The sequence below is a fragment of the Pseudoalteromonas translucida KMM 520 genome (assembly GCF_001465295.1).
GTDB lineage: Bacteria > Pseudomonadota > Gammaproteobacteria > Enterobacterales > Alteromonadaceae > Pseudoalteromonas > Pseudoalteromonas translucida.
The window spans coordinates 2,764,900-2,781,314 of record NZ_CP011034.1 but is presented as its reverse complement, the minus strand read 5'-3'; the positions used below and the strand labels follow the sequence as shown (position 1 = coordinate 2,781,314).

The window sequence follows — 16,415 nt, the reverse complement described above, 5'->3', positions numbered from 1 at the left end:
TTCCTTTTTTGTATTAGTGGAACAAATATAAATGTTTAAATCATTTCTGCATCAATATGGCGCATTAAATTAGTTACCCAATTAATATACTGACGATGTATTTTACTACCGTTGTAATTAAGGTTAGTCGAATCTTGGTAATTAATAGAGTAGGCTGTTTTGTCATAATTAATATTAACGATTAATTGATGAGTACGAATATTAAGAATTCCCTTTATTTTACCTTCACTAACAGGAGCGCACTGCCAACCTAGTTGAATGCAGGCTTTTAAAATACCTGTTTCAACATCTGCCGTGTTATTTATTATTTTAGATGTTTGTGGAATAAGGTTTTGTTCAAAGTTTTTAATTGGTACTGAGGTTGAACAACCCGCTAGTGCGAATAACGCCGTGGCTATAAAAAGTGTTGCTTGCTTTTTCATGTTAATCCTTTTGTTTAAATATGCAGCGTATCAGTAAATATTATTAAGGGGTAGATACTAGCAAAATTTACTAATGATTTTGCAAATAAGTGCCACTAATATTTATAAATAAACACGTGTTTATTTTATATTACCTGCCAATTTAGACTAACCTTTAAGGAGAACATATAACGAGGAGCACACTATGGCGGTATCAGCTATTCCAAAAGGGTATCATTCAATAACCCCTTATTTAATTATAAACGGTGCACAACAAGCAATTGATTTTTATTGTGCGGCTTTTGATGCGCAGCTAGTTATGCAAATGCCTATGCCTGAAGGCGGCATTGCTCATGCAGAAATTAAAATTGGTAATTCACATATTATGATCTCAGATATGTGCCCAGATGCTCACTTTAAAAGCCCTGCAGAGCTAGGCGGTACACCCGTAAGCATAATGTTATATGTTGATGATGTAGATAAGATATTTGCAAAAACTATTGCGTTAGGAGCGAAAGAAATACGCCCCGTTCATGATCAGTTTTATGGTGATAGAGCAGGTACGCTGCAAGATCCTTTTGGCCACGTATGGACCATTGGTACTCATAAAGAAGATATTAATGAGCAAGAGCTCAGAAAAAGAATGGTAGATCTTATGAGTAAAGATCAAGATGCTTAGCTTTATAAAATAAAGGTAAGTAAACAAGGCTTTTACAAACAGCTAATCCTAAATTCGTCATCTAGGTTTATTGGCAAAACCAGTGTACTAAATTGCCTATTAATAGCATCATCACACATATTGTTTAGTTCAGTGCTGCCATGACTATACTTACTATTATATTCAACATGAAAAATAGCTTTATTGCTATTTATAAAAGGGGTGAGTAATTCGCACTCTTGATACTCATAGCATTGCTCGTTTACTGCAAAATCAAAATAATTATGCAGCTCATTTACCTGATGAAGGTTGTTTTTTAAGCCAACTGCCAAGCCACGAGTATGCGCCTGATTTGCTATAAAGCGAGTAAACACAAGCTGATCGTTTGCAGTTAAATTAAAGCCGGAATTATTCATATAACCGTCAACGTTATCGGGCTCTACGCCATCACATCCTTTTTGTACTGCTAAATCTAGCCGACTAGCCATTATTGCTTGCACATTAGGAGATCGAATATCTAACCAACGCTCTCCTTGCCAATTAGCTAAAGAGTTACCTAATTCGTTGATTAAAAATTGGCTTTTATCGCTTCGCCACGATTCATAAGAACCCGCTGAAAAATAGCAAATAACCCGCTTGCCTTGGGCTTGTAATGTTTGTATTAACTGTTCTGAAGAGTCGAATAGGTCTATGTCATAAATACTAACATTATAGTTAGTATTTATTGTGCCAGTTAGCTGCCACTGCCAGCTGCTCCCTAATGCGGGTTTATACCAGTTACCAGTAGTAATAGGGGCAATTGCAGGCTCTGCTTGGTTGAGGGAAGTTGCTGGTGTATTGTTATTTTTACCGCAGCTACTCATACTTATTAGCAGCAAAAATATAACACAGTGGCCTGCGGTTTGTTTGTTAAATGAACACAAAAACATAACATACTCAAACGGTATTAGTAGTTATTAATTTAGCTTAAAACTATTGATATTGCATTAAGGATGTCGGTTTTTATATAGAGTATTAGGCCTTCCGTGGCCTGCTTAAATTAAATGTTTTTATAGTATGGATAATCACTATACCCAACCTCTGTGCCGCCATACATAGTGGCTGCATCAGCTTCATTTAAAGGCCATTGTTGTTTAATACGCTCAGGTAAATCGGGGTTCGCAATAAAAGGCCGACCAAAAGCAAACAAGTCACCGTAGCCATTATTTAAAATACGCAGTGCTTTATCTACCGTGTATTTTCCCGCATATATAATTCGACCAGAGAACTGCGCTCTAGCTGCTTTATAAAACTGCTCTGGTAAATCGGGGGCATTATCCCAATCGGCTTCAGCAATCGATAAGTAAGCAATACCTGCTTGCTCAAGTAGCTTAATCGCTTCTATGTAGGTGTTTTGTGGATCAGATTCGACCAAACCCAAATAAACGCGGGTTTCATCTGTGCTGCTAAATAGTGGTGCAAAGCGAACGCCTAAACGATCAGCGCCTACAACCGCGCTCACAGCAGCAACAATTTCTTTTAAAAAACGCAGACGATTAGTAAGTGATCCGCCGTATTGATCGTCACGCATATTAGTGTGCTCTGAAATAAACTGATTAACTAAATAACCGTTAGCACAATGTAGTTCAACGCCGTCAAAGCCGGCTTCTAATGCATTTTTTGCAGCTTGCGCATACATATTAACTAACTCGCTCACTTCATCAGTACTTAAAGCGCGCGGTGCACTTGGTTCACTTAAGGCACCTTGGCCTGGGCCAGTTTCAATAAATACTTTAACGTTGTTGGCTGTAATTGCCGAAGGAGCTATTGGGCTGGCTTCATTAGGTTGCAAATTGGTGTGCGATACGCGGCCAACATGCCACAGTTGAGCAAATATAGTGCCGCCTTTAGCATGCACTGCTTGAGTTACTTTTTTCCAACCTTCAATTTGCGCTGCAGAATATATACCCGGAGTCCATGCATAGCCTTGGCCTCTAGGCTCTATTTGCGTACCTTCGGTAACCATAAAACCAGCGCTGGCACGCTGCGCATAATAGGTTGCCATTAAGTCGTTTGGAATATTACCTGGCTGGGTGCTACGAGAGCGTGTAAGTGGTGGCATTACTATACGGTTTTTAAGTGTATAAGGGCCAAGTTCTACAGATGAAAATAACGAGCTGGTATCAGAAATAGATTGATTCATTAAAACTCTCTCTTAAAGCAAACTTAGTGGCTTATTACCTCGTAATTAACAAGGCAAAGTATGTTGATGCTTAGCTGTTTAAGCAATGTTGGTAAGCGTAGAGCTTTATGGGTACAATTTGAAACAACACTTTATTGTTTTAGATACAATTATGAATGGTATTAACCGGCTCGATATTAAACAGCTCAGGGTACTAAATGCCTTGCTTGATTTAAAAAATTTGTCGCAGGTTGCACGTAAAATGGGCTTAACCCAGCAAGCTATTAGCGAGCAGCTGCGTAAACTACGTGACTTATTTGACGATCGTTTGTTTATTCGCCAAGGAAATAGCATGGTGCCAACACCCAAAGCGTTATCTATGCAGCAACCTATTTGCCATATTTTAAAGCAACTTGAAATGCTGTTAGAGCCCGAAGTATTTATACCGCAAACATATAAAGGTGTATTTACTATTAGCGCGACAGACTACGCAACGCAAGCCTTGTTACCGCAGCTTTTTAATATAACGAGACGAGAAGCACCCGGGTTAAAACTAATCGTGCGCGACTTTGCCTCAGATAATGTTAACCAACTAATTACGGCGGGTGAACTTGATTTACTGATTAGTTTTCCTGAATTTATTCCAGATAACTTAGCTTATGTTACTTTGCTTGAAGAGCAGCATTTATGCGTTACAGGTTGTGGCAACAAGTTAACAAATGAGCCGTTAACACTGGCACAAATTGCAGCTTATCCGCAGCTAGTGGTATCACCTTCGCGTGCCAATTTACGTGGTTCTCACGATCAGTGGTTTGCAGCAAAGGGCTTTAAACGTAATATTGTTATGTCGGTACCTAGCTTTTCGGCGGTACCAAACATTCTTCATACAACCGATATGATCGCGTTTTATCCGTCGCGATTATTACCAAATAATAAAGTACAAGAGCTAACCGTTGAAGCATTGCCGCCGCCTTTTAAAGTAATAGCCGCATGGCACCCACGTACCAGTGAAAGCCCAATTCATCGCTGGATACTGGAGCAATTAAAAGTAATTTGAAGTATAAATAAGTTTTAGCGAGCAACACTTGTTTATAGTGTTACTCGCTATTTAGGAGCTAACGATAAAGTAAGCCGTAATTTTAGTGCTTACCTATCGACAAAGAGCGCACATCATTCCCTGTTGGCGACTCATGCGCTTTAAGGTAAAACACCGGTAAAATAGCCAAAATATGGTCAAAAATATCAGCTTGAATACCTTCGTATTCGGCCCAAGCAGTAGTATTAGTAAAGGTGTAAATCTCGATAGGTAAACCTTTATTCGTTGGCTCTAATTGCCTTACCATTAGGGTCATGTTTTGATGGATTTTAGGGTGCTGTTTTAACAGCTCTATTAAATAATGCCTAAAGGTTCCTACGTTAGTTAAACGGCGGCCATTAAGTAGGCAGCTCATATCTTTACTGGCGTTTTCGGCGCTAATAGATGATATTGTGGTATCTATATATTTGGTGAGTAAATTTGCTTTTCTAAGCTCACTGAGTTCTTGCTCATTTAAAAAACGCACGCTGTTCATTTCTAAATGAATACTACGTTTTATTCTACGACCGCCCGATTCCGACATCCCGCGCCAGTTTTTGAATGAATCAGAAATAAGCGCATACGTAGGGATTGTAGTGATGGTTTTATCCCAGTTTCTTACCTTTACCGTGGTAAGTGCAATGTCAATTACATCGCCATCAGCGCCATACTTGGGCATTTCTAGCCAGTCACCTACGGCTAACATATTATTAGCAGAGAGCTGAATACCTGCTACTAAACCTAAAATAGCATCCTTAAACACCAACAGCATAACGGCTGATAACGCACCTAAACCACTTAGTAAAATTAATGGTGATTTATTCATTAATAACGACACAGCTAAAATACCGGTTAATACACTGGCAATTAACTTAATGGTTTGTAATAACCCTCGTATCGGGAAGTGGGCTCTGACTGCGCGCCTATCAGAAATAACCTGAAAAATATCGAGTAACGAAAACAGTGATAGTAAAGAGAAGAGAATGATCCATTGGTCGGTAACCATTTCAATAATATGTAATAAGCCACTCCCTTCGGGTAGCCAAAGCCTAGCTTGGATAACGACAACCGCACCTTGAATTACAAAAGAGATATGTTTTGCAAGTTTAAATGCTAACTCGGCGGGAGTTTTTGCATCAGGCTGAACAATTCTTTCGCTAAAGCGACCTTTAAGAAAGTGCTTAGCTGAGTTTCTGATAATTAAATGTAAAATTATGGCAAAAATGGCGAGCCAGCAAAGTACTAAAATGTCGTACCATAAAAGAGGGTTGGCGGGTAAATATTGGCCAAACCACTCCAGTAAATACTCACGTAGTTCAGCTCTTATATCTGTCATTTAATCTCCGTTTACATCATAAAGTTATTTATTTATTCCAAGGTTATTTAAGCAGAAGGCGTAGTTAAAGTCTATCTTCACTCGGTGCCGATAGACTTTAACTATAAACAGTTAGTTTTATTTTTCAGCAAGTTGTTCACTTAACTCGGCAAAAATACTGGGGTCGTCTATCGTTGATGGAATTTGCAGTTCTTCGCCATCAATAAGCTGGCGCAAGTTTTTGCGTAAAATTTTCCCTGAGCGTGTTTTAGGTAAGCGCTCAACACACATAATATTTTTTAAACACGCGATAGCACCAATTTGGTTACGTACAGATTGCACAAGCTGTTGTTGTACTTCTTGATGAGAGCCGGTAAAACCGTCTTTGAGCACTATCATCGCCATTGGGTTTTGCCCTTTAAGCGCATCGTTTACACCAAATACAGCACATTCTGCAACCGCAGGGTGGGCGGCAACAATTTCTTCCATTTCACCGGTAGATAGCCTGTGGCCAGCAACGTTAATTACATCATCGGTACGACCCATAATAAATAAATAGCCGTCTTCGTCTATGTAGCCACCGTCTCCCGACAGGTAATAGCCTTCATATTCGCTCAGGTAACCTTGTTTATAGCGCTCGGTATTTTGCCAAATTGTTGATAAACAACCCGGTGGTAATGGCAGTTTTATTACTACAGCGCCACTTTCGTTAGAGGCGCATTCTTCGCCATCCATATTTAAAATACGCACGTCAAAGCCCGGTGTAGGAACGGTTGAACTACCTGCTTTGGTTTCTAAGTGTTCAATGCCAATAGGGTTGCAAGCAATAGCCCAGCCGGTTTCTGTTTGCCACCAATGATCAAGCACAGGTAGACCGGTTTTTTCTTTTAACCAACCGTAAGTAGCGGCATCAAGGCGCTCACCGGCTAAAAATAACCGTTTTAAGCTAGATGTATCATATTTTTTAAAACCCTCAGCTTCAGGGTCTTCTTTTTTAATTGCTCTAAATGCAGTAGGCGCGCTAAACAGGGCCGTTACTTTATGATCCTCTACTACTCGCCAAAATGCACTGGCATCTGGGGTACGCACTGGTTTCCCTTCGTAAAGTACAGTTGCACAACGATACATTAACGGCGCATATACTATGTATGAGTGACCCACCACCCAGCCAATATCAGACGCAGCCCAAAATACTTCGCCAGGCTCCATACCGTATACGTTTTTCATACTGTAATTAAGGGCAACAGCATGGCCGCCATTTTCACGTACTACACCTTTAGGTAATCCTGTGGTGCCTGAGGTATATAAAATATATAGCGGATCACTGCCACTTACAGGTACAGGATCAACAGCTTGTGCCGTTTGCATAGCCTTTGCCCAATCAATATCTTGGTCGTTATTGAGTGTTGCGGTTACTTGTTCGCGTTGATAAATTACGCAGTGATCAACTTTATGTGTGGCGCGCTTTATGGCGTCATCTAATAGCGGTTTGTATTCAATAATATTACTCACTTCTACACCACAAGAAGCACTTAAAACTAATTTAGGTTTAGCATCATCAATACGCACCGCTAACTCATGAGCTGCAAAGCCACCAAAAACCACAGAGTGTACTGCACCTAAACGAGCACAGGCTAGCATGCCAATCACTGCTTGTGGGATCATGGGCATGTAAATAACCACACGGTCGCCTTTTTGCACACCTAGCGATTGCATTACACCGGCAAACTTAGCCACTTCTTGTTGTAGCTGTGAATAATTATAAGTTTGTTTAGTGTTGGTAACAGGAGAGTCGTAAATAAGCGCAGTTTGCTCGCCAAAGCCGGCTTCAACATGTTGGTCAAGTGCTAAGTAGCTAGTATTAAGCTGGCCATCATCAAACCAATGGTATAAGTCATCGCTGTCTTGTGTATAGGCATTTTGGGGTGTTTTATACCAAGGAATACACTTACTTTGTGCTAACCAAAATTCAGCTGGGTTTTGTTTGAAGGCGTTATAATGCTGTTTATATTGACCTGACATAAATGATCCTAAAACTAAAAAAGAGTGTGAGAGACATTAAAAACTAAGTGTTTTTGCCTAATTATTATATTAGACCTTGGTCGGCTAAAAGCTGAGCAAAGTGGTTAGTTTTTAGTTTGTTTTGCAAGGCTTAATTACGACTTAATACATAGCAAGCTGATTGAAATTGTTATGTTTTTATAAAAAACGTCAATTAAACTCTATTTGTATGGCTTTTTCTTTATTTTCGATAGAAAACTGGCTTGCTTAATTATCAAACTAAGCGTAAAATGCGCGCTCATTTCGGCTTTTAAACTATTAATTCCTTGCCTTAAACCGACCGGCCGAAACGGTAGAAGGCTCTATTAACCGTAAGGAATATCCATGCGTCATTACGAAATCGTATTCATGGTTCACCCTGATCAGAGTGAGCAAGTAACTGGTATGATCGAACGCTATACTGGTTCTATCACTGAAGCTGGTGGTGTTATCCACCGTCTTGAAGACTGGGGCCGTCGTCAACTGGCTTACCCAATCAACAAGCTTCATAAAGCTCATTATGTTCTTATGAACGTTGAAGCACCAACTGAAGTAATCAGCGAGCTAGAAACTACTTTCCGCTACAACGATGCAGTGCTTCGTAACTTAGTTATGCGTACTAAAAACGCGGTAACTGAAGCGTCTCCTCTTGTAAGAGAAGAGAAGAAAGAAGCACCAGCTGCTTAATTGTTTTGAGTCCTAGCATGGCGTTTAACTGGTGATGAATATAAATGGTTAGCCCTTTTATGAATCAACTGGTTTTATCTGGGGTAGTTTGTAAAACTCCCAAGTTAAGCCAAAGTCCTGCTGGTATACCGCATTGTATTTTTGTTATTGAACATAAATCAATGCAAACAGAAGCAGATCTTAACCGTAATAGTTACGTTCGGCTTCAAGTGGTTGCCAGTGGAAAACAAATGCAACAACAGACTCAACATTTGCACGTTGGGCAGGCATTGCAAGTGAGTGGTTTTTTAAATCGCCACGAAGGTCGTAACGGCCTTAGCCAATTGGTTTTGCATGCTCAGCATATCGAAAGAATTATTTGAGGAATTAATCTCATGGCACGTTATTTCAGACGTCGTAAGTTTTGCCGCTTTAAAGCGGAAGGCGTACAACAAATCGATTACAAAGATCTAGCTACTCTTAGAAACTATGTTACAGAAAGTGGCAAAATCGTACCTAGCCGTATCACAGGTACTAGCGCTAAATACCAGCGCCAGCTAGCAACTGCTATTAAGCGTGCTCGCTACTTAGCCCTTCTTCCATACACTGACTTACATAAGTAAGCAGCGGATTAACACGTTTTTAAAAGGTGTAGAAACATGCAAGTTATTCTACTAGATAAGATCGCTAACCTAGGTGGCCTAGGTGACCAGGTTGTTGTTAAATCTGGCTTCGCACGTAACTTCCTTTTCCCGCAAGGTAAGGCAGTTCCTGCAACTAAAGCAAACATTGAAACATTTGATGTTCGTCGCGCAGAACTTGAAGCGAAAATCGCTGATCAGTTAGTTGCTGCACAAGCACGCGCTGACAAACTTGAAGCATTAGCAGAAGTTACATTAGTATCTAAAGCTGGTGACGAAGGTAAATTATTTGGTTCAATCGGTACTCGTGACATCGCTGACGCTATCTCAGCTGTTGGTGTTGAAGTTGCTAAGTCTGAAGTTCGTCTACCTCTAGGTACTATCCGTGAGACTGGCGAATTTGACGTATCAATCGCAGTACATTCAGAAGTAACGGCTACTATTAAAGTAATCGTTATTGCTGAAGCTTAATTTTTAATTAAGCAAAAAAAGCCGTGCTATTTAGCGCGGCTTTTTTGTGCCTAAAATTTAGCTAACTGTAGAACTAATACCACGTTTTATAAACCTGCTCTAAATCCTCTTTCCTTTTTGTAATTATTTTTTCATTTCATTTAAACCTTTTCAAACTGTCATTACGTCTAACTTATCAATACACTTAAACGCTAACCCAATAACTATAATTTAAAGGCGACATTACGGATGTTACACGTTAAACCCGAACAGTCGCAATTGTGCGAAGCAGCACTCATTAAGCGTGTTAAGTCGGGGGATCAAGCTGCATACGCACTACTTTATGAACTACACATAAAGCGGGTATACGGGCTATGTTTACGTTTATTAGCTGATCAGTCGCATGCTGAGGATGCAGCTCAAGAAGTGTTTGTACAGGTGTGGCATAAAATAGCGCAGTTTGATGGGCGCTCGCAGTTCTCTACTTGGCTTTACAGCGTAGCGAGTAATGTTGCTATTAATTACTTACGCAAACAAAAAAATTGGCTGCAAAAAGTAGTGAGTATTGAGCACAGCGGGATGGATGAGCAATCAGCTAACGACTGTAAAGGTTTAAATGGCCTAGATAAATTAATAGTAAGGCTTCCTGAGCGAGCACGTATGGTATTTGTGCTGTTTGCCATTGAAGGTTACAGGCACGAGGAAATAGCTGAGCAATTAGGTATGGCTGTTGGCTCAAGTAAGTCGCAATATCATCGTGCTAGGCAGTTATTACAAGAGTGGTATGAAAATGAGTAAAGTAAATTTTGACGACTACTTAAACGAGTCACTCAACACACTTGATAAAGACATAACGCCACGCAAAAATTTATGGCCAGGGGTTGAGCGGGCGATTATTAATGCTGAACGCGCTACACAAAAACACACGACTATTTGGCCAAAGTTAACGGCTGTAGCCGCATGTAGTGTTGCGGTTTTAATTGCAGTAAACATCATTTTTATAACGCCTGAACCAAAGCCTGTAGTGGCAATAAGTGATTACTTTTTGGCGCAAAAAAATAGTTTGTTAGTTGCGTATAAAAATCAAGACGCACTTACCAGTAATTGGCAAGTGCAATTGCAAGAGCTCGAAGAAGCAGAGTTAGCTATAAAGCAGGTTCTTGAAAACGAACCACAAAACCAAGCGCTATTAACTATGTTAGCGCAAATATATCAACAACAACTTGATTTGATTAATAAGGTGCACGCACCTCGTTGGCAGCATATTTAGGAGCATAACATGAAAGCGATTTTACTAGGGTTGAGCTTATTTCCACTGGCGGTATTGGCGGGTGAAAAAATAGATAAGCAAATAGAGGTGGCCAATGGCGGCACTATTTATATTGAAAACCAACGCGGTGATATAAACATAACGGGCTGGGATAAAAGCGAATTTAAAGTATCGGGCGAACTTGACGACAAAGCCGATGGCTATGAGCTTAAAACCAGTGGTGATAAAACCCAGTTTATTGTAAACATGCCACGTAATACGGGGTGGGGTAACAGTGGTGATGGTTCAAAGTTAACTATATTTATGCCCAAAAGTAGCGCGCTTGAGTTTGCTGGTGTGAATGTATCTGTAATTGCAAAAGAGCTACAAAACAGTGCAAAAATAGATGTGGTTAATGGTGAGATAAGCGCAAGTAATTTAGCGGGCAATATTAAACTTACCAGTGTTAATGGCGATGTAAAGGCACAGAACCTAAGTGGTAATATTGCATTTGAAACCGTAAATGGCGAAATTAACGATAAAAACTCAAGCGGGAAGTTGCGTTTTAGCGCCGTAAATGGCTATATTAAATCAAATTCAACAGCAAGCGATGTACGCCTGGAAAACGTAAATGGCGATATAGATTTTACTTTATCGAGCATTAAAAATTTACGAATTAATACCGTTAATGGTGAGGCCGAAGTACATATTAAAGAGTTGTTAAAGGGTGCAGATGTTCGTTTTGAGTCGGTAAGTGGCGATGGCGAATTTTACTTTGCGGCAGATGTATCGGCTAAGTTTGAAATTGAAGCGCATGCGAATGGCAAAATAATTAATGAAGTGACTAGCGATAAAGTCAGTAAAGCTAAATATGGCCCTGCCAGTAGTTTAAAATTTAGTATTAATGGCGGTAATGCTAACGTTGAAATGAATACAATTAGCGGGCGACTCGAACTTCATACTAAATAACATTAGCTACAGCCCATGATTACAAAAAGCAGGAAAAGATTTCCTGCTTTTCTATTTGCACAGCCCCTGCAAGTAGATAGAATAGGCACCATTGTATTTTAGTACTGTGAAGTCATGGCCAAACGAGATAAGCAAGTCGATACCCTTAAAGTTCCTCCCCATTCAATAGAAGCAGAACAATCTGTTTTAGGTGGCTTAATGCTTGATAACCAAGCATTTGACCGCGTAGCAGAGCTTGTTGTATCACAGGATTTTTATACCCGCACGCATAAGCTTATTTTTGAAGCGATGACAACGCTTGCTGAAATTGGCGATCCGATCGATTTAATTACTATTTCAGAGAGCCTAGAAAAAAATAATAAATTAGCAGGAATTGGTGGTTTTGCTTATTTAGCCGAAATCGCTAAAAACACCCCAAGTGCAGCTAACATTGACGCTTACGCAAGTATTGTGCGCGAACGTGCTGTGGTACGTGAAATGATTGGTGTAGCGAATGAAATTGCCGAAGCAGGTTTTAATACCGAAGGGCGCACCAGCCACGATTTACTCGACTTTGCTGAGAGTAAAGTATTTAAAATTGCTGAGCAACGCACAAAAAATAATGAAGGCCCGCAAAGCATTCATAGCATCCTCGAAAAAACAGTTGATAAAATAGAAGAGCTTTATCAATCACCACAAGATGGTGTAACCGGTGTGAGTACCGGCTATGCCGACCTTGATAAAATGACTACAGGCTTACAGCCATCTGACTTAATTATTGTTGCAGCGCGTCCTTCAATGGGTAAAACCACTTTTGCGATGAACCTTGCAGAACATGCAGCAATGACCCAAGACAAGCCGGTATTAATTTACTCACTAGAGATGCCTTCTGAACAAATTATGATGAGGATGTTGGCGTCTCTTGGGCGTATTAACCAAACTAAGGTACGTACTGGTCAGTTAGATGATGACGATTGGGCACGACTTTCATCAACCATGGGTTTGTTGATGGAAAAAGGCAAAATGTACGTTGATGATGCCTCGGGTTTAACACCTACCGATGTACGCTCTCGTGCACGACGTATTGCCCGCGATCATGGCGGTATTAGTATGATCATGGTCGATTACTTGCAATTAATGCGTGTACCTAGCCTTGCTGATAACCGAACGCTTGAAATTGCCGAAATTTCGCGTTCACTTAAAGCATTAGCAAAAGAGCTAAAATGCCCGGTTGTTGCACTTTCGCAGCTAAACCGTACGCTTGAGCAACGTGCCGATAAACGCCCAATTAACTCAGATTTACGTGAGTCAGGCTCTATTGAGCAAGATGCCGATTTAATCATGTTTATTTACCGTGATGAAGTGTACAACGAAGACAGTACCGATAAAGGTATTGCCGAAATAATTATAGGTAAGCAACGTAACGGCCCTATTGGTAAAGTACGTTTAACCTTCCAAGGTCAATTTTCTCGCTTTGATAATTATGCGGGGCCAGCAGTAGATGACGATTATTAATGCGCCTAGCTATAGCCGAAATTAACTTAACAGCACTTGCGCATAATCTTGCGCAAGTTAAGAGCTTTGCGCCTAATAGCAAAGTAATGGCCGTGCTAAAAGCCAACGCTTACGGGCATGGCTTAGTTACCATAGCGCAGCACTTAAACGATGCCGATGCATTTGCTGTGGCACGTATAGATGAAGCGCTGGCATTGCGTGCTGGCGGTTTAACTAAACCAATTGTATTGTTAGAAGGCTTTTTTGATGAAGCCGATTTACCCATTTTATTAGCTAATAATTTTCAAACCATTATTCATGACGAAAACCAATTAGCGGCACTGGAAAATGCGCAGCTTGAGGCTCCTATAAACTGCTGGTTAAAAATAAATACCGGCATGCACCGATTAGGTATTGCACCAGAGCAATTTGATGAGTTTTATAATCGCTTACAAAAAACAGCCAATGCGAATAATACGGTTAATTTAATGACCCACTTTTCGTGCGCGGATGATGTTGACAGCAGTAAAACAATGCAACAAATAGCCTTGTTTAATCGCTTGGCAGAAAACGTTGAACAGGCACATTGCTTATCAAACTCTGCCGGTATTTTAGCTTGGCCAAGTGGCCACGGTGATTGGGTGCGCCCAGGATTAATGCTTTATGGTGTATCGCCTATGGCAAATACCACAGGTAAAACGTACCAATTAGAGCCAGTTATGCGCTTAACCACAAAAGTAATTGCAGTACGTAATGTAGCTGCCCATGAAGCGGTGGGTTACAGCGGGCGTTGGCAAAGTGATAAGCCAACCCAATTAGCGGTTGTTGCTATGGGCTATGGTGATGGTTATCCGCGCCATGCGAGAGCGGGCACTCCGGTAATAATAAATAAGCAGCGTTATGGTATTGTAGGTAGCGTAGCTATGGATATGATCACCTTAGATATAGGCAATAATACACATAATATTAAAGTAGGTGACGAGGTAACTATGTGGGGACCTGAGCTACCAGTAGAAGAAATAGCCCAGTGCGCCGATACTATACCTTACGAGTTATTGTGTAATATTACACCAAGGGTAAGCTATCAGTATCAGCGTTAAACTGCTGGTACTATTACTCTTTTATAAAGTAAATATCGCTAAAGCCCATACGGGCAAACTCTTGATCGCGAAAGTTACGCACCGACGCTGAGCCTTTCGAAGTCATTTCGATTTGCTGTACCATAGATAAGTAATTAGTAAGATCGATACCTTCAGCGGCGGCAATTGCCTGATACATGTCGTGGTATTTATCTTTAGCGAAATTAATTTCGCGCGGTTGGTTTTTAAATGTATAGGTTATTCTGCGTGCCATATTAAGCTCATTTCGATTGCGAATTAGGGTGATTTTACACTGTATTGAATCACCATTGAATGATTTTTTTAAATGAAATAATAAAGAGATAAAAAATGAAATTAACAGTAGAGATCAGCAAGTACCCACTTCATCAAGACTATATCCCGTTTATAAAAGGCTTTATAGATCGCTTAAACGAGTACGATAATTTAAAAGTAATTACTAATACCTTATCAACGCAAATATTTGGTGATTACGATTTAGTAATGCAAGTGTTAAGTACTGAAATTAAACGCTCGTATGAAGAGTTTGGTAAAGCTATTTTTGTATGTAAATTTCTATCTGGCGATTTGTCTCCACAATAACGGCTAATATATATTAGTAACACGGAACCACACAATATGGACTTTTTAACACAAACCTTAAGCGGTTTTACAGCAATGTCGCATTGGGAATATATTGCAGTGGGGCTGTCTATGGCTTATTTATTATTAGCAATAAAAGAGAGTTTATGGTGTTGGCCAGCCGCTTTTTTTAGCACCCTTATTTATACTATTATGTATTGGAATGGTGCATTGTTAATGGAGTCATTACTGCATTTTTATTATATGTATATGGCGGTGTTTGGTTGGCTAGTGTGGCGTAAAGGCAAAGCTAGCAACGATAGTTTAAGCATTACCTCATGGTCAATGAATCGTCATATAATATTGATAATAGTGACCAGCATAGTTGCTCTTGCCATTGGTTACTTTATGAAAAATTACACCCATGCAGACTTTGCTTACCTTGATAGCTTTACAACCTGTTTTGCGGTAGTTACCACTTATTTAGTGGCAAAAAAAGTACTCGAAAATTGGCTGTATTGGATTGTAATAGATGCCGCGTCTATGTATTTATATTACGAAAAAGGCTACTACCCAACGCTCGCGCTCTTTATTTTTTACACCATAGTGGCTGCGTGGGGATTTAAAACCTGGTACGAAGAGTACGAGCAAAAACAAGCTAAACCGATAGCGCAGTTATAAGACATTCATGCAGTCAATTAGCAATATTATCAACGGGTTTAATGCACAATTAACACTACTTAGTAGTGAGCGATTACATAGTGGTTTAAGCAATGACAACTTTTTAGTGCGCGCTGCACTAAATAATCAACAGTATGCTTATTTATTAAAAAGTTACCGCGATCACTGGCCAACATTAGGCTTAGCTGCACAAGCTCGATTTGCGCAGCAGCAACTGTGCCCTAAACCACTTTGGTTAGACAAAGCTAACAGGCTCGCTATTTTTGAATACATAGAAGGCGACACAGCCCAAAGCAATTGTACCCCTGAGCTAATTAAAAAGTTGGTTGGTTTACATTGTCATAATGTAGTTAGCGAGGCGATGAATATAAAGCAAGAGCTGGATTTTTATCAACATACAGCATTATATCAACGATATAGCCAAACTGTAGATGTGGCGGTAGCACAAATAGCAAAACTACCACGTGATGAAGGGTTTTGTCATAATGACTTAGTAAAAGAAAACATCATAGAAAACCCGCAGGGCATGTTTTTAATCGACTTTGAGTACGCACAAACCAACGACGTTTACTTTGATTTAGCCGCAATAGCTGTAAGCTTTGAACTAAACAGGGAGGGTAAGCAACAGTTACTTAAAACGTATCAACAGCAGTTACCGCTTTCGCAACGCTTTTACTGCTGTATTAATAAGCTAGAGTATTATCAAATAGTGCTTTTAGTACTATGTATTTGCTGGTATAGCGCTCGCTCAATAAATGAAAAAGTGATGCCCCTGTGCGCGCAATTAGACGCATTGATAGCGCTGCAACATTAACTTATCTCTTAAGTGGCTAATTTAAGCTAGTGGCCCACTTGGCTTTTTTAGCAACAAATAGCTAATTTACCAACTACCACTAAGTCTTTTATTTAAAAGCGTTTAAATAATAAGCATATGAGCGAATGGCGCTAGCATTTACC

General features: G+C 40.0%; 20 protein-coding genes. 14 read left to right on the top strand and 6 right to left on the bottom strand.

Translation table 11 applies throughout. The features are described from left to right. Positions 1 to 35: 35 nt before the first annotated feature. Positions 36 to 422 (bottom strand): hypothetical protein, encoded by a 387-nt coding sequence (locus tag PTRA_RS12830; protein WP_058374071.1) that lies wholly within the window; start codon positions 420 to 422, stop codon positions 36 to 38. 184 nt (positions 423 to 606) lie between these two features. Between PTRA_RS12830 and PTRA_RS12825 the strand changes: the two genes are divergently transcribed. Then, the gene (locus PTRA_RS12825; RefSeq protein ID WP_058374070.1) at positions 607 to 1,080 is read left to right on the top strand and encodes a VOC family protein; all 474 of its coding nucleotides are present in this window, start codon (positions 607 to 609) and stop codon (positions 1,078 to 1,080) included. Positions 1,081 to 1,112: 32 nt separating this feature from the next. On the opposite strand, the gene PTRA_RS12820 is transcribed toward PTRA_RS12825, so the two are convergent. Further along, positions 1,113 to 1,988 (bottom strand): endo alpha-1,4 polygalactosaminidase, encoded by an 876-nt coding sequence (locus PTRA_RS12820; protein WP_058374069.1) that lies wholly within the window; start codon positions 1,986 to 1,988, stop codon positions 1,113 to 1,115. A gap of 110 nt (positions 1,989 to 2,098) precedes the next feature. Then, positions 2,099 to 3,241 carry an alkene reductase gene (locus PTRA_RS12815; protein ID WP_058374068.1) on the bottom strand — a complete coding sequence of 381 codons (1,143 nt, stop codon included), beginning with the start codon at positions 3,239 to 3,241 and terminating at the stop codon, positions 2,099 to 2,101. A gap of 118 nt (positions 3,242 to 3,359) precedes the next feature. Here PTRA_RS12815 and PTRA_RS12810 point away from each other — a divergent pair, with 118 nt between their 5' ends. Then, positions 3,360 to 4,277 carry a LysR family transcriptional regulator gene (locus PTRA_RS12810; RefSeq protein WP_208855508.1) on the top strand — a complete coding sequence of 306 codons (918 nt, stop codon included), beginning with the start codon at positions 3,360 to 3,362 and terminating at the stop codon, positions 4,275 to 4,277. Positions 4,278 to 4,359: 82 nt separating this feature from the next. Here the strand turns inward: PTRA_RS12810 and PTRA_RS12805 are convergent, their stop codons facing one another. Both PTRA_RS12805 and PTRA_RS12800 read right to left on the bottom strand, forming a co-directional pair. Next, a complete protein-coding gene (locus PTRA_RS12805) occupies positions 4,360 to 5,631 on the bottom strand; it encodes a mechanosensitive ion channel family protein (RefSeq protein ID WP_058374067.1) in 1,272 nt (423 codons plus the stop codon). A 117-nt stretch (positions 5,632 to 5,748) separates the two neighbouring features. Continuing rightward, positions 5,749 to 7,632: a propionyl-CoA synthetase gene (locus PTRA_RS12800; protein ID WP_058374066.1), complete on the bottom strand. Its 1,884-nt coding sequence runs from the start codon at positions 7,630 to 7,632 to the stop codon at positions 5,749 to 5,751. A 363-nt stretch (positions 7,633 to 7,995) separates the two neighbouring features. On the opposite strand from PTRA_RS12800, the gene rpsF reads away from it, so the two are divergent. The 9 genes from rpsF to alr all read left to right on the top strand — a co-directional run bounded on the left by rpsF (position 7,996) and on the right by alr (position 14,198). Then, positions 7,996 to 8,337, top strand: coding sequence for a 30S ribosomal protein S6 (gene rpsF, locus PTRA_RS12795; RefSeq protein WP_011329092.1), 342 nt, complete (start codon positions 7,996 to 7,998; stop codon positions 8,335 to 8,337). Between the two features lie 44 nt (positions 8,338 to 8,381). Next, entirely contained in the window at positions 8,382 to 8,699 is a 318-nt protein-coding gene (priB, locus tag PTRA_RS12790) for a primosomal replication protein N (RefSeq protein ID WP_041454555.1), read from the top strand. Positions 8,700 to 8,711: 12 nt separating this feature from the next. Next, positions 8,712 to 8,939: a 30S ribosomal protein S18 gene (gene rpsR / locus PTRA_RS12785; protein ID WP_002962753.1), complete on the top strand. Its 228-nt coding sequence runs from the start codon at positions 8,712 to 8,714 to the stop codon at positions 8,937 to 8,939. Between the two features lie 36 nt (positions 8,940 to 8,975). Next, a complete protein-coding gene (gene rplI, locus PTRA_RS12780; protein WP_058374065.1) occupies positions 8,976 to 9,428 on the top strand; it encodes a 50S ribosomal protein L9 in 453 nt (150 codons plus the stop codon). A 228-nt stretch (positions 9,429 to 9,656) separates the two neighbouring features. Further along, entirely contained in the window at positions 9,657 to 10,205 is a 549-nt protein-coding gene (locus PTRA_RS12775) for an RNA polymerase sigma factor (protein WP_058374064.1), read from the top strand. Then, on the top strand, positions 10,192 to 10,677 hold the full coding sequence (locus tag PTRA_RS12770) for a hypothetical protein (RefSeq protein ID WP_058374063.1): 486 nt from the start codon (positions 10,192 to 10,194) through the stop codon (positions 10,675 to 10,677). The genes PTRA_RS12775 and PTRA_RS12770 overlap by 14 nt, the downstream gene beginning before the upstream one ends. 9 nt (positions 10,678 to 10,686) lie before the next feature. Further along, positions 10,687 to 11,625 (top strand): DUF4097 family beta strand repeat-containing protein, encoded by a 939-nt coding sequence (locus PTRA_RS12765; RefSeq protein ID WP_058374062.1) that lies wholly within the window; start codon positions 10,687 to 10,689, stop codon positions 11,623 to 11,625. A gap of 114 nt (positions 11,626 to 11,739) precedes the next feature. Then, positions 11,740 to 13,119, top strand: a complete 1,380-nt coding sequence (dnaB, locus tag PTRA_RS12760; protein ID WP_041454554.1) for a replicative DNA helicase — start codon at positions 11,740 to 11,742, stop codon at positions 13,117 to 13,119. Next, positions 13,119 to 14,198: an alanine racemase gene (alr, locus tag PTRA_RS12755; RefSeq protein ID WP_041454553.1), complete on the top strand. Its 1,080-nt coding sequence runs from the start codon at positions 13,119 to 13,121 to the stop codon at positions 14,196 to 14,198. Before dnaB ends, alr begins: the two co-directional genes overlap by 1 nt. 13 nt (positions 14,199 to 14,211) lie before the next feature. Here the strand turns inward: alr and PTRA_RS12750 are convergent, their stop codons facing one another. After that, complete coding sequence (locus tag PTRA_RS12750) at positions 14,212 to 14,451, bottom strand: DUF2960 domain-containing protein (protein ID WP_011329083.1); 240 nt, start codon at positions 14,449 to 14,451, stop codon at positions 14,212 to 14,214. Positions 14,452 to 14,546: 95 nt separating this feature from the next. Here PTRA_RS12750 and PTRA_RS12745 point away from each other — a divergent pair, with 95 nt between their 5' ends. Genes PTRA_RS12745 through PTRA_RS12735 form a run of 3 tightly spaced genes read left to right on the top strand, consistent with a single transcriptional unit; the run spans position 14,547 to position 16,272 of the window. Next, the gene (locus tag PTRA_RS12745; protein WP_011329082.1) at positions 14,547 to 14,798 is read left to right on the top strand and encodes a hypothetical protein; all 252 of its coding nucleotides are present in this window, start codon (positions 14,547 to 14,549) and stop codon (positions 14,796 to 14,798) included. A 36-nt stretch (positions 14,799 to 14,834) separates the two neighbouring features. Next, positions 14,835 to 15,458, top strand: coding sequence for a nicotinamide riboside transporter PnuC (pnuC, locus tag PTRA_RS12740; RefSeq protein WP_058374061.1), 624 nt, complete (start codon positions 14,835 to 14,837; stop codon positions 15,456 to 15,458). A gap of 7 nt (positions 15,459 to 15,465) precedes the next feature. After that, the gene (locus PTRA_RS12735) at positions 15,466 to 16,272 is read left to right on the top strand and encodes a phosphotransferase (protein ID WP_058374060.1); all 807 of its coding nucleotides are present in this window, start codon (positions 15,466 to 15,468) and stop codon (positions 16,270 to 16,272) included. Positions 16,273 to 16,415 lie beyond the last annotated feature (143 nt).

Bases quoted from the DNA above. Each gene is read 5' to 3' on its own strand.
- PTRA_RS12815 (WP_058374068.1), bottom strand. From the start codon at position 3,241: ATGAATCAATCTATTTCTGATACCAGCTCGTTATTTTCATCTGTAGAA.
- PTRA_RS12800 (WP_058374066.1), bottom strand. From the start codon at position 7,632: ATGTCAGGTCAATATAAACAGCATTATAACGCCTTCAAACAAAACCCA.
- PTRA_RS12830 (WP_058374071.1), bottom strand. From the start codon at position 422: ATGAAAAAGCAAGCAACACTTTTTATAGCCACGGCGTTATTCGCACTA.
- PTRA_RS12750 (WP_011329083.1), bottom strand. From the start codon at position 14,451: ATGGCACGCAGAATAACCTATACATTTAAAAACCAACCGCGCGAAATT.
- PTRA_RS12770 (WP_058374063.1), top strand. From the start codon at position 10,192: ATGAAAATGAGTAAAGTAAATTTTGACGACTACTTAAACGAGTCACTC.
- PTRA_RS12775 (WP_058374064.1), top strand. From the start codon at position 9,657: ATGTTACACGTTAAACCCGAACAGTCGCAATTGTGCGAAGCAGCACTC.
- PTRA_RS12805 (WP_058374067.1), bottom strand. From the start codon at position 5,631: ATGACAGATATAAGAGCTGAACTACGTGAGTATTTACTGGAGTGGTTT.
- alr (WP_041454553.1), top strand. From the start codon at position 13,119: ATGCGCCTAGCTATAGCCGAAATTAACTTAACAGCACTTGCGCATAAT.
- PTRA_RS12735 (WP_058374060.1), top strand. From the start codon at position 15,466: ATGCAGTCAATTAGCAATATTATCAACGGGTTTAATGCACAATTAACA.
- dnaB (WP_041454554.1), top strand. From the start codon at position 11,740: ATGGCCAAACGAGATAAGCAAGTCGATACCCTTAAAGTTCCTCCCCAT.
- PTRA_RS12765 (WP_058374062.1), top strand. From the start codon at position 10,687: ATGAAAGCGATTTTACTAGGGTTGAGCTTATTTCCACTGGCGGTATTG.
- pnuC (WP_058374061.1), top strand. From the start codon at position 14,835: ATGGACTTTTTAACACAAACCTTAAGCGGTTTTACAGCAATGTCGCAT.
- rpsF (WP_011329092.1), top strand. From the start codon at position 7,996: ATGCGTCATTACGAAATCGTATTCATGGTTCACCCTGATCAGAGTGAG.
- rplI (WP_058374065.1), top strand. From the start codon at position 8,976: ATGCAAGTTATTCTACTAGATAAGATCGCTAACCTAGGTGGCCTAGGT.
- PTRA_RS12820 (WP_058374069.1), bottom strand. From the start codon at position 1,988: ATGTTTTTGTGTTCATTTAACAAACAAACCGCAGGCCACTGTGTTATA.
- priB (WP_041454555.1), top strand. From the start codon at position 8,382: ATGGTTAGCCCTTTTATGAATCAACTGGTTTTATCTGGGGTAGTTTGT.
- PTRA_RS12745 (WP_011329082.1), top strand. From the start codon at position 14,547: ATGAAATTAACAGTAGAGATCAGCAAGTACCCACTTCATCAAGACTAT.
- PTRA_RS12825 (WP_058374070.1), top strand. From the start codon at position 607: ATGGCGGTATCAGCTATTCCAAAAGGGTATCATTCAATAACCCCTTAT.
- rpsR (WP_002962753.1), top strand. From the start codon at position 8,712: ATGGCACGTTATTTCAGACGTCGTAAGTTTTGCCGCTTTAAAGCGGAA.